The sequence below is a fragment of the Moorena sp. SIO4A1 genome (genome assembly GCF_010672065.1).
Lineage (GTDB): Bacteria > Cyanobacteriota > Cyanobacteriia > Cyanobacteriales > Coleofasciculaceae > Moorena.
This window is the reverse complement of sequence record NZ_JAAHHX010000002.1, coordinates 192,443-204,232: the sequence shown is the minus strand read 5'-3', so window position 1 is coordinate 204,232 and position 11,790 is coordinate 192,443. Positions and strand designations below refer to the sequence as shown.

The window sequence follows — 11,790 nt, the reverse complement described above, 5'->3', positions numbered from 1 at the left end:
CCTCTTTTATGCAAGCCTTTTATGGCAATTACTGTGTTTACAACCCATATACAAACCCTAGATAAGATAAAATAGGCTTATCAGCTCAGGTAACAGTTTTTCCAATGGTTCAGCCGCTACAGCCGACCACCGATGACATCTTATATCCGGAAAGTGACGGCAAACCTTTGGTGGACAATACTCTTCAATTTGAACTAATTACCACCATTAAGTATGGCCTAGAAGTCCGATTCAAGGATGACCCCAATGTTTTCGTCGCTGGGGATTTGTTGTGGTATCCAGTACAAGGAAAACCAAAAATTAACCAAGCACCGGATGTGATGGTGGTTGTCGGTAGACCGAAAGGGCATCGGCGTTCCTACAAGACCTGGGTTGAAGATAATCTTAATCCCCAGGTGGTGTTTGAAATTGCATCAGAAACTAACACTATCAAAGAATTAGAAGAGGATAAACTCAAGTTTTATCAGAGCCATGAAGTAGAAGAGTACTATCTTTTTGACCCAAATCGGATAAAACTAAAAGGCTGGTTGCGTTCAGGAGAAACCTTAGAACCCATCCCTCAGATGGTAGGTTGGGTTAGTCCCCGTTTAGCAATTACCTTTGAGTTAGTAGAGTCGGAATTAGTGCTTTATTCTCCAAATGGACAGCGGTTTGCTAGCTATTTGGAAATTAGTGAGCTCAAAGATAGGGCTCAACAACAGGCAGAACAAGAACGTCAACGGGCAGAGCAAGCAGAGGAAGCTTTAGAAGAAGCACAGGAAGCTTTAAACCAAGCTCAAAAAACCTTGGCCCAAGAAAGAAGTCGTATGAAAGCATTGCGGTCGCAATTAAAAGCTAAAGGGATAGATCCAAAAGATTTGGATCTGTGCTGATCCTTAAAGAAACTCTTGCAGTTGCTTAAGCAGAGACTCGGTCTGCTCAATCCCTTCGTTATCCCGTTGAGTCTGGTAAAGTTCTAGGGCTTTTTCGATAGCAGTGAGAGCTTCGGTGACGCGAGAACGTTTTTTTAAGGCTACTGCTAGGTTATAGTGAGCTTGGGCATTTTCTGGAGCCAGTTCAATCAAACGTCTATAGGTCACTACTGCTGGTACATATTGTTCTTGGGTCAGAAGAATTTTCCCGATGTACTCCTGTGCTTCTACTAAATCAGGTTGGGCAGAAGCTGCTCGCCGAAATGCTTTGAGGGCCCTGGATAAATTCCCTCTCGATTCCAGAATTTGACCGATTTGGAGGTGAATTTCAGGATTACGAGGGGCTAATTTCACCGCTTTTTCAAAAGCCGCCAGTCCAGCCATCTCATCTCCATCTATCAACCAAGCTGTGCCCAAACTTAGTTGGATACGGGTTTCGTTCGGAGCAATTTCCGCTGCTTTTTGGAACACTTTAATGGCTTCTTCGGAATTTTCCTGCTCTAACCAGGCTGCACCGATTAACTGGTATACTGTTAGGTTGTCTGGCTCAATTTCCAGGATTTTTTCATAGGTTTCTATGGCCCCTTGATAGTCCTTTTGACGTAGCAGGGTAATGGCCAAACCAAAATAGGCGTTAATATTCTCTCGGTTCAGTCTAGTGGCACGACGATAGGCCGTAGCAGCACCAGCATTGTCCCCAGCATTGGCGAGACTGTAACCCAGTGCGTAATGGAAATTAGCATTTTCTGGCTCTAGTGCGATCGCTTTTTTGTAAGCGGCGGCAGCTTCTTGGAATTTGCCCAAACTTGCCTTTAAATAGCCAATGCCCGAAAAAATCTTAGGGTTTCTCTGCTCCAGCTTAGCTGCTTCTTTATAAACCGCAACAGCTCCCTCATAGTCCCCCGCATCTACCAACTCTCGTGCTTGATGGAGAAGGTCATTGAGGTGTTGATTATACTGCTGTCGGCTAGATACCAGAGTTGGCATTGCTTCAGCAATTTCTGGCAGGGGGGTTGCCACTACGGAAAAAAATAAGCTAAGAAGGAGGAACAAAGTTTGCTGTAGCAAGGTCAATGTTTTCATAGTCATCAGGCTCGTGTACTTTGGGAGGTTCACTTACTGATGATTTTTACCATGAACACCCGCTAATCGGGAAGGGTTAGTTGGGATAAATTTTGGTTAAGTTTTGTTAAGCTACAGGATTGTTTGGGGTCAACTTATGATAATAACCCTTCCGGCCTAGACCGGAAGGGTTATTCTTGGATGATGTCAAGTTTAATTTTAATAACCTAACAATCCTGATATAGATATATATAGTAGATGTCTTTTTTATTTATGACCCAGCTATAGCGCTATAGCTGGGTTTATTGAGTTTCAGGAAAAGTTGAACCAGGTATAGCAAACCTGATCCATATTCACAACGATAACTAGGATTGCAAAGCACCACTTTGAACCATCATCAGGATGAAAATACCAACACTGGCTACCACTAAAACCAGACCTAGAGCCACTGATTGACCCAAATGGTTGGGAGTTTGAGAAGTCTTCATATCTCTTTTTCTTTGTTAAATTTATGTATGCCGATAATGAACGATAACAAACTTTTGACAAGCTTGATAAGAAACTGCAACGTATCTTAACGTAACTTTACATAAGTTAATACTAACTAAAGTGTGGGCGTTGCTTAATAATGGAATGATTTTAAAAGTTTTGTGGAATGGGCATCTTGCCCGTTCCGCCCTTGGGTCGCACCTGTGGAATGGGCATCTTGCCCGTTCCGCCCTTGGGTCGCACCTGTGGAATGGGCATCTTGCCCGTTTGTGACGGTGGGACCCAACCTGATTACTTAATCATGGAATATAACGTTCGATGTTAGCTTCGCCCTTACCTTGGTTAACATTAACATTTACGTTCCACAACAGCACTTGCCCATCAGCACCACCACTAACTATTTTTACTTTATCCCTAGAAGAATTAGAATTGATCGCCAGTGACAAAACTGCTTTTTCATGTTTTAAATTGACATTACGTCTTAGCTCAATGTTTTTTTTGTTAGTTACATCCCACAATTGCACCTTTCCAGTCTCATCGCCAGTAACGACATAACTTCCATCAGAGCTAAGGGCAACTGATTTGACCGCAGCCTTATTTTTAATGGTATTATTAGTTTTACCTTGGGGATCTTGCACTAGCACTTTACCATGAGGATCAGCAGTTACAAAATACTCACCACCTGGGCTAATAGCAGCTAAAACAACAGTGTTTGGCTCAGAATGATTTTGTTTTCCTATCAAAAAAATATTCCGCAAAAAACCCAAAAACCCTAGAGCAATTAGCCCAATCACGCCAAAAATTATCAATCTTATTACCAATTGGGGATTATATTTTTTACTTTCGTCAAAGCTTGGGATCTCCAAGCTTGGAAAATTTTTTTGAACTGAATTCGGTGGCTCATAGGGAGAAAGGTCTTCGTTATCTCCAAGATTCGATAATCCCCGCCAAACTCCTGCTTTTTTGAGATCGTCTTGTTTCTTAATTCCGGTAACAACGACTAATGCTTCTGAAGCCGAAGCATTGCTTTTCTGAGGTAGACGGTATTCTTTAAGTTCCTCAGCAATAATTTTTCTATTATCGTCTGAGTTTTTCCCTATCATCAGATGCTTCGTTCCAGTGGAGTTCTTGGTTTGAAGCGATGCTTTGATGGCATTCTCGATTTGTTCATAAGAAATTTCAAATCCGTATTCCCCTCCTTCCTTAATAGCACTGTCAATGTCATTTGGGAATTTTCCCTCTAATGCAAGCACAGCGATTCCTCGTATTTGTTGCTCATTCTGTTCATTATCTTGAGCAATCAACGCTATAGAGTTGCGTATAGTGCGACCTCGATAATCTTTGCGTTTGCTTGCTTTCATGCCTGTGACAAGCAAAATTAAGTTACCACTCTCACGCCCTATAAAAATCGAATACGCTTGGGTTTCAAGCAATAGTTTAGATTTTTTAACCAAATCTGGTTCATCTATTGGCTTTTGTTCATGCTTTGTAATTTCTTGCCAAAAGTAATCCTGATCTTGAGACAAACCAGCACTTTGAACATAAAGTTTCATGGCTAACTCCTATTTATTAATATAAAATTTATCTTTACCTTGTATAATAGCAAAACCATGAGCTGATTTACATTTATCAGCAGACTTTTTCGCAGCTTTTAAAAGAAATTTATCCCAACCTAGCCAATGACGAATAGGATTAAACCAGCCCCATTTCGTATCGTAATGAAGTTTGAGTAGGAAACTCAAAAGATACCGTAACGGCTGATCGCTATCTTTGGGACTATATCCAGCATCATGACTAATTTTGCGAAAGTAAAAACGCGGTCTTTGATTCACTACTCTAATATTATTGAATATCACAGTTCCTACAGTTTGAATAGGTGTAATTACGCACGCAATCTTAGTCAGCAAATTTTCGCTCTTGAATAACCTCAATAATTCAGCATATTTATCTTTGATGCAGTGTAGTAACTTTGTGGCATCTTCTTCATTTTGCAAATATTTTTCACAACGAACAGGAACAAGGATAACGAGCCTAGGTTCTTTTAAATCTCCATAGCTTCTGCTAAAAATATCGCAAATCTGCTTGGGTCTGTTCATCAAATGATGCCATTTGCCGTTGGCTTCCATGAGTGCAGGAGCGTCAATAGCAATCAGAACTGCAACACATTCATGCATTATCTTTTTGACAAATTCCCCATCCTTATCATCCAGGTAGCCACCGGGAAAATCTTGAAAAGTCAGTTGTAAAGATGGTTTGTCACCAATCTTCCCTAGACCAAACTTAAAAGATTGGGGATTCTCTGTTCCTTCCAATCCTCCCGTCGCTTCAAAATCATCAAGCAGACCTTTTAGCTCTCCTAAACGCTGTTGGAGAAGTGCGGAACTTTCAGGATCGGGAGTCAGTTGCAAATCGGCTTCCTTAAACGTATCAGAGAACTGCTCATACATGGCAGTTAAAACACTTGTCTTGCCTACACCTCTATGTCCTAGCATTGTGACTTTAAGTTCTTTGGGCATTTGATTCTCCTTGTTGTGTTACTTGAATAATGACATCAACTCTTGCTGATTTAGGTTTGTTGCCTGTTCTACTGCCTCTAGCCACTCTTGGCGTACCCTCGAGCGTTCACCCAATAACTCAAATTCCTTAGGCCAGATAGAAGCGCGTTCCTGGTAAAGAAAAATTTGCCATTCATCCTTGACTGCTTCAGCACGGAGTACACGGTCAAGAAATTCTTCTACTATGGCAAAAGCAGCTTGGGAAGGTTCACAAAGAAAATCTTCTAAGGCTGTTTCGCATTGAAAAACAGCTGCTGCATGAAGTGATTCGAGATTGCTCTTGATTTGCTCTGCATTGGGAGACTTCCCAGACAGATGCAGATCAGTCCTATCAGGAGTTAATCCATTAAGACACTGGCGAATTCGGTGTTGGATAGTACCTCGATAAGAAAGCTGAAATTCAGAGAGGATTTGGAATCCAAATTTTAGTCTACTGGGTTGCCCCTCTAAAATTTGATCAGGCAGTAGGTTAGCGAGCTCTCCAAGAAAATCAGACCCTTGTGCTTCTGTGATTCCTCCTAAATGTGCCTTTACAATTAATACCTCTACTACTAGATATTTTACCCTATCCAACGATTTTTTCAAACCAGTATCTAGAGATAGAAAATGTTGTGATAGGTGAGCGCGAATTTCATTGAGGTAATCGCTATAGGCACTTGTGTAAGCCCCTTTACTATCACGCCTACTTTCAATTTCTTCCAAAGATGAGGGAATTTTGGTATCGTTATAGCAATTTTGTATAGCCTCTTCTACAGATTGTTTAAAGTCTCGGTCTTGCTCATTAATTTGGTTACTAAGTTGTTTAAGTAGTTTTTCAAGACCGCTGGTCAAATCGTCCCAAAGCCCATTAAACAATGGGATGAATTCAACCATCTCTCCTGAAATTTTTCCTTGTCCTAATGCTTGACGGGCTTTATCTAACTCAGCCACCACTGATGTTTGGATTTGCTTGATTCGATCCTGACAAGCAGAGGCATATTGCTGATCTAGGTCAGTAATTGTTTTAGCTAAGTAGTTAAGAATCGGATCTAAAACCTGATCGTTAGCCTCTTGAGCTTCAGCGCAGTTAGCTATGACACAGTCTGCAACATTGATGTGTTTGTTGGTAATGTCGGTTTTCAATTGTTGGCAGAGTTGTAAGTTACTCTCATCACTCAGTTTGTTGAGAACCATAAAAGACCATAGTGGCAGGGGCAGATCATTCAAAGCTCTATAGGCTGTGTCGTACAGTTGCACATCAACGTCCCCCCAAAAGTCCCCTGTACTCTTTGGCATCCGGACAAATAGCACTGCATCAATATCCTCACCAATGGTTTTTACCATCCTCTTTTCATCACCAATTCCTGTATCTCCTAATCCCGGCATATCAACTAAAGCAATCTTTCCAAGATCATCCTTGGGAAACTTGCAGATAATTCTGACCTCTCGAACTGCCAGATAGTTGAAATAAATACGCTCCCCTTGGAGGTTGTCTTGGGCTACATATTCTCGAATCTCTTCTTTCTTGATCTGGCGTGGGGAAGGGGCTTGCAACAGGAGACGATATTTATCTACATTCTCATGATATTGGCGTAGATGTTCATATTTGGCCTTAACCTCTGCACCCTTAAGGTCGTTCGGTAGCGAAGGCAGGTCTTTTTTGGCAAAATCATCGATATCAATTGGTTTAGTTCCCAATTTTAACTGCTCATAGTAAGGAGCAATAACCTCATCCATAAAAGTACGGTCTGTATAGAACAAGACCTCACCATATGTTTCAACATTTGGGTTATGGTGAATCTTGCTGCGAACCCCCGTACAGTGTTGACCGCTGCCATCAGGAATTTCTGCTGCAGTCAATCCAGTTAAACTTTGTAATAAACGACTCTTACCCTGTCTTGCTCGTCCAATCACACCGATGTTAAGAGTATCTCGCGAGAAACGAGTTTTGAGTTTAGCCAGTGCTTGTAACTCAGATACAAGATCCTGCTGAATCTTGGAAAAATCGATTTCCTTCAAGCGTCCATTTATGCTTGGTTCATCAACCTTTTCCAGTAGCTGTTGGCGATAATTGTCGAGATAGCTAAGTTTAGAATAAAGAGAGTTTAAATTTACTCCGACCTCTTCAATTCTATTAGCCAAAGGTTGGCGCTTTTCAAGAATATAGGCAATTTTAGCAGTTCTGTCCATAGGTTATATATCCAATTAATTACAGTCCAAGTTTAGCTACCGAGTGTTATCCAGTTACTCTGGGAAATATCACATCAAAATTGCGATCGCTGCACCTAAATTTTGTCAACCAACTTCAGTAGGTTAGTTTATGCAATAACTCATCGCGTTCGTTAAGATACTCTTATATTGCTGTAATGTCGTTAGCAGAGCCTTGTAATGGATCCACTTTAAGAACTGAATCCGGTGGGTAGTGATCGATCCCCACTAGCAAGGCATAAATCCTATTAACCATCGTTTCCTGCGATATTGGCTAAATATTTGTGGGTTTAATTATTACTCTGAGTGATTGGTACTTTTTATGCAGGGAGCGGTTTTTTGTAACATAAATTTACAAAACCTGACGGATAGGATAGCGTTTCCTAGTCTAGTCAGGTACATCTAAATTTTCGGCATTGCTAATGGCGTTGCTTACGGCGGTTTGCATAACTGTTAGGTACACATTGTTTCTCCACTTCCGACTTCCGACTTCCCTCTTCCCTGCTCCCTGCTCCCTGCTCCCTAAAAGCCAGAACTTTGTACCTCATGATTATGAGAATTGCTATAAATGCTTTATCCTCTATTTCGTTAAACCATGTTCCAAAGCATAGCGAACTAACTCGGTACGACTATTGGTTCCCGTTTTGCTAAACAAACGACTAACGTATTTCTCAACATTACGAACACTAGTCTCTAAACGTCGGGCAATTTCTTTATTCATTAGCCCTTGGGCAACCAAATCTAAGACACTCTGCTCTCTAGCGGTAAAATCAATGCGCAAGGGTGGAGGAGTTTGGACAATCCCATGCTTCTGGTCTAACATTGCGCGAATTTCAGCCACTTGCTTGGCTATCTTTTCAAGCTCTGTACTCCCTACACTATCTTCCGAGTTAGCAGCGCGACGCTCCAAGAGGTTTTGAACAATAGCGACTAATTCATCTGGATCAAAGGGCTTCGGTAGGTACGCATCACAACCGGCCTGATAACCCTGAATTCGATCTGAGGTCATGCCACGGGCGGTCAGAAACACCACTGGCAGTGCTTTAAAACGGGGGTCATCTCGAAGCTGCTGTAGGAATTGATACCCATCCACTTTAGGCATCATGATGTCAGAAATTACTAGTTCGGGTGTGCTCTGCTGTAACATCTGCCAAGCATCATTAGCATTGCTGGCAACCTGTACGGTAAAACCAAATTCTGCCAAATACTCTTTCACTGCTTCCCTTACTCCTGGTTCGTCGTCTACCAATAAGAGTTTTGCTGACATCGCTAATTCCTTAACCCCTACTAGCCTTAGTGTAGCGCAATGTAGTGCAATTTACTGGTTATTAGTGATTTGTGATTAATCGAGAATCGGGAATCGGGAATCGGGAATCGGGAATCGGGAATCGGGAATCGAGAATCGGGATGCAGCTATCAGCTTCCATGGGAAAACCACTCTATCTGATCGGCTTTGTCTGGCAGCCGGGCTTCCTGTTGTCCCTTTGCCCTTGCCCAAGTTCCAAATAGACCAATCGGTGTGCTGATTAACTCAATCGGATCGGTTTTGCCTGCGATCGCCTTAATACTATTGCGCGGTAGTTCTTTCAGCAACCAACGACTGATCCGATACAGATATTCCCTTGGTGGAATATCCCGCATCAAGGGCACACCATGGAGCTGATGTAAGTAACGGTTAGAGCGACCATAGCGATGCCATTGACTGTGATACTCCCGAAAGGTGGAACGGTGTCGGTGCTCTACTATGGCGGTTGGGGCAAGGTGTAATTGCCACTTGCTTTGCTTTTGAATACGCCAGCAGATATCAGCATCACCACCAGTGGTCAGGTAAGGACGGAACAATCCCACTTCCTCTAATGCTTGCCGTCGGATTGCTAGGTTAGCGGTTTGACCGTAGGGACAATAGGAATGGTTTAAGGTATGTTCCTGAGATAGAACATTATGGTACTCAGCGTGTTTTTCTAGCCAGGTTTTACCGGGCAAGCCGATGATTTGACCAGCAACAATACCAATACTAACCTTAGCAAAGGGTGAGACCAGGTCTGCTAACCAATGGGGTTTGGGACGACAGTCTGCATCAGTAAAGGCAATTATTTCCCCCGAAGCCGCTCGAATTCCTTTGTTACGCGCGGCATAGGAGCTTTGAATCTGGTCTTCTAGGATGTAGTGGAAGGTTATGCCCTCAGATGCTCCCTCAGTAACAGCAGTTTCGATGAGTGAGGCTGTGCGATCGCGGCTATTATTATCCACTAACAGATACTCTACTTGGTCAGTGGGATAGGTCTGTGCCTGTAAACAACGGACTAAGTCTGGTAAATCTGCTTCACCGTTGTAGATTGGTACAACTACTGAAACCTTGGGCAAACATTTGTCATTTGTCATCGGGTAATGGCTAATGGCAGAAGTGTTGAACAGGGAATCGGGAATCGGGAATCGGGAATCGGGAATTGGGAATCGGGAATCGGGAATCGGGAATCGGGATAGAGCTATCAGCTATCAGTTATCAGCTATCAGCTTTTGAATAAAACAGGTAAGCATTGGTTTAATCTGAGTGAAGTCACCTCACAGGCTAGAAGCCTGTTCCACAAAGCTGTTCGCGTAGCGTGGCCTTTGGCCAAGGCTGACCGCTGACCGCTGACCGCTGACCGCTGACCGCTGACCGCTGACCGCTGACCGCTGACCGCTGACCGCTGACCGCTGACCGCTGACCGCTTGCATTATCTATCAATGTTGAGCATAATCAACTGGCGTTGGAGTAGCGATCGCACTCCATCTAAATCGAAGTTAACATGCTTGATAATTTCTGCTACAGTTTGGGATTGGGATGAGTTGTCGGCTGAGTTACCATTCTGGTCACAGGCTTCGAGAAACTTAAATTCTTCGTCTGATAGCTTAACCAGCTGGTAATCATAGTCAAATAGGGACTTACTTGGCCAACCAGTCATACAAGGGTGCCGTTCTGGAATTGCTGCTAACATGTCGTTATCTTCTGACCAATCTACCCGCTCTAAGGGAGGACGGGTCAGGAAAAACTCATAATGAGTCAGTTCGGGATCTAATAATTCAATTAACCGATATAGCTCCCGTTCACTGAGACCTTCTGAGCGTGCCATTAACTCTGGATTTTTGCCAAATAAGCGCTCTTTCTGCCAGTAGCGGGGATTGGAAAACCCAAGAAACTCTAAGCCAGCGGCATCGATTAGTTCAAATAGGGTTTCAATGTTATAGTCAATCTCTTGGGGATGAACGTACATATCCGCGAAGCATTCATCCTGATGGTTTTCCAAAGCCCAGCGTTCCCGGTCTCGCTTGACAATTCGGTTGTTTTCTGGTAATGCTTCAAATAATTGACGACCTACTTTCACCCCATCCTGGTAGTCTCCCTGGTTTTGACCCTGCAAAAGTGCGATCGCTTGCTGCATCAACTGGATTTCCCAGCGTCCTAATTCAGCATAGACAAAGATATGAAATAAGCCTCCCGGTGCTAGTTTCTTAGCTATCGATTGAATCCCACGGATCGGGTCTGGCAAGTGATGTAACACTCCTACACAGTTAATTAGATCGAACTGACCCTCGATTTGGTCAACATCATACAAGCTCAAGTGATGAAACTCGACCCGATCAGCACCTGAGCGGCGACAGCGTTCCTGGGCTACCTTCAAGGCCCCAGCACTAATATCAATCCCCACTACTGAGGCTTGGGGATTGAGGTGAACCAGATACTCTGTGCCTACCCCTGTTCCACAACCAGCATCTAGAATCCGAATCTCCTCTCTTTGGGGTGTTTGCCCAGTACAAAAACTATAAGCAGCTCGCCAATTCCAGCGCCAGTTGTATCCAGGAGGTGGCTCATCGAGTAAGGGTTCTGGGGGAAAAGGGTAGGTATCGTAGAGGCGCTCAACGGCAGCAGCGGTTTCTTGAGAGGTTTTCATCACAAAACTTTACAAAAGTTAATTATTCGGAGAAATTTTTTACGAAAATAAAGTATAATTTCGAGGGTTTACTGGGATCAATGGCCATCAATCCTGAACTGGATCCCCTAAATTCTATACAATTCTTAATAAATAAACCGTAGAGATCAGAAAAGTTTTAATCTAAAAGCTAGTCGAGTTTAGCAGTCAGCACCCCGCTCTGAAAAGACGGGGCTTTGTGCGAAGCACACGCTTACACGAACGAGCCTCTTTATTTAGATAGCTGACCAGCCTAAGTCTTACGAGGACTACGTTATCGATAAGAGTTAAAGTTCCTACCTTGGGATGCGTGCCAGTCTCAAGCTCTAGAACCGGATGGTTAAACAGTTGTACGAGGGGTAAGACAGTGCCATCTGGAGAGTACCGATCGATAACATTGGCGAGGCAAACTTAACCCCAGAAATGGGAGTTTTGAGGGATTTTTTAATCCCTCACCCTGAAAAGGGTGGTTTGACGACGGTTAAAACCGCTCGTGTCGTTTTTCCTCCCCGGTCATTAGACGTGGGGCTTGTTCTACTCCCGTCTTTCTTCGTGAGATTGGATAGGACTAACATCAAATGCCTACCCACCAAATGGGTGTCTAAAACGTGTTTATTAACTGCGGCATAAGTCCGC

General features: G+C 43.2%; 13 protein-coding genes. 3 read left to right on the top strand and 10 right to left on the bottom strand.

Going from position 1 to position 11,790, the window contains the following annotated elements:
• The first annotated feature begins 104 nt into the window (after positions 1-104).
• Positions 105-872, top strand: a complete 768-nt coding sequence (locus F6K53_RS01795; RefSeq protein WP_293070539.1) for a Uma2 family endonuclease — start codon at positions 105-107, stop codon at positions 870-872.
• Positions 873-875: 3 nt separating this feature from the next.
• Here F6K53_RS01795 and F6K53_RS01790 read toward each other — a convergent pair whose 3' ends face one another.
• Together F6K53_RS01790 and F6K53_RS01785 are read right to left on the bottom strand one after the other, a co-directional pair.
• Entirely contained in the window at positions 876-2,000 is a 1,125-nt protein-coding gene (locus F6K53_RS01790) for a tetratricopeptide repeat protein (RefSeq protein ID WP_293079769.1), read from the bottom strand.
• A gap of 338 nt (positions 2,001-2,338) precedes the next feature.
• The gene (locus tag F6K53_RS01785) at positions 2,339-2,461 is read right to left on the bottom strand and encodes a hypothetical protein (RefSeq protein ID WP_008180130.1); all 123 of its coding nucleotides are present in this window, start codon (positions 2,459-2,461) and stop codon (positions 2,339-2,341) included.
• A gap of 162 nt (positions 2,462-2,623) precedes the next feature.
• Here F6K53_RS01785 and F6K53_RS01780 point away from each other — a divergent pair, with 162 nt between their 5' ends.
• Positions 2,624-2,761 carry a hypothetical protein gene (locus F6K53_RS01780; protein ID WP_293043070.1) on the top strand — a complete coding sequence of 46 codons (138 nt, stop codon included), beginning with the start codon at positions 2,624-2,626 and terminating at the stop codon, positions 2,759-2,761.
• Here the strand turns inward: F6K53_RS01780 and F6K53_RS01775 are convergent, their stop codons facing one another.
• The 6 genes from F6K53_RS01775 to F6K53_RS01750 form a co-directional block, all read right to left on the bottom strand.
• Positions 2,762-4,015, bottom strand: coding sequence for a hypothetical protein (locus F6K53_RS01775; RefSeq protein WP_293070544.1), 1,254 nt, complete (start codon positions 4,013-4,015; stop codon positions 2,762-2,764).
• 9 nt (positions 4,016-4,024) lie between these two features.
• The gene (locus F6K53_RS01770) at positions 4,025-4,978 is read right to left on the bottom strand and encodes a hypothetical protein (RefSeq protein WP_293070546.1); all 954 of its coding nucleotides are present in this window, start codon (positions 4,976-4,978) and stop codon (positions 4,025-4,027) included.
• A gap of 18 nt (positions 4,979-4,996) precedes the next feature.
• Complete coding sequence (locus F6K53_RS01765) at positions 4,997-7,186, bottom strand: hypothetical protein (protein ID WP_293070548.1); 2,190 nt, start codon at positions 7,184-7,186, stop codon at positions 4,997-4,999.
• Positions 7,187-7,623: 437 nt separating this feature from the next.
• On the bottom strand, positions 7,624-7,752 hold the full coding sequence (locus F6K53_RS01760) for a hypothetical protein (RefSeq protein ID WP_293019579.1): 129 nt from the start codon (positions 7,750-7,752) through the stop codon (positions 7,624-7,626).
• A 32-nt stretch (positions 7,753-7,784) separates the two neighbouring features.
• Positions 7,785-8,471 carry a response regulator transcription factor gene (locus tag F6K53_RS01755; protein ID WP_293070550.1) on the bottom strand — a complete coding sequence of 229 codons (687 nt, stop codon included), beginning with the start codon at positions 8,469-8,471 and terminating at the stop codon, positions 7,785-7,787.
• Positions 8,472-8,620: 149 nt separating this feature from the next.
• Positions 8,621-9,586, bottom strand: coding sequence for a glycosyltransferase (locus F6K53_RS01750; RefSeq protein WP_293070552.1), 966 nt, complete (start codon positions 9,584-9,586; stop codon positions 8,621-8,623).
• 13 nt (positions 9,587-9,599) lie between these two features.
• On the opposite strand from F6K53_RS01750, the gene F6K53_RS01745 reads away from it, so the two are divergent.
• The gene (locus F6K53_RS01745) at positions 9,600-9,725 is read left to right on the top strand and encodes a hypothetical protein (protein WP_293070554.1); all 126 of its coding nucleotides are present in this window, start codon (positions 9,600-9,602) and stop codon (positions 9,723-9,725) included.
• A gap of 41 nt (positions 9,726-9,766) precedes the next feature.
• On the opposite strand, the gene F6K53_RS01740 is transcribed toward F6K53_RS01745, so the two are convergent.
• Both F6K53_RS01740 and F6K53_RS01735 read right to left on the bottom strand, forming a co-directional pair.
• A complete protein-coding gene (locus F6K53_RS01740; RefSeq protein WP_293070556.1) occupies positions 9,767-9,922 on the bottom strand; it encodes a hypothetical protein in 156 nt (51 codons plus the stop codon).
• Positions 9,922-11,136: a class I SAM-dependent methyltransferase gene (locus F6K53_RS01735; protein WP_293070558.1), complete on the bottom strand. Its 1,215-nt coding sequence runs from the start codon at positions 11,134-11,136 to the stop codon at positions 9,922-9,924. Before F6K53_RS01735 ends, F6K53_RS01740 begins: the two co-directional genes overlap by 1 nt.
• Positions 11,137-11,790: the final 654 nt, after the last annotated feature.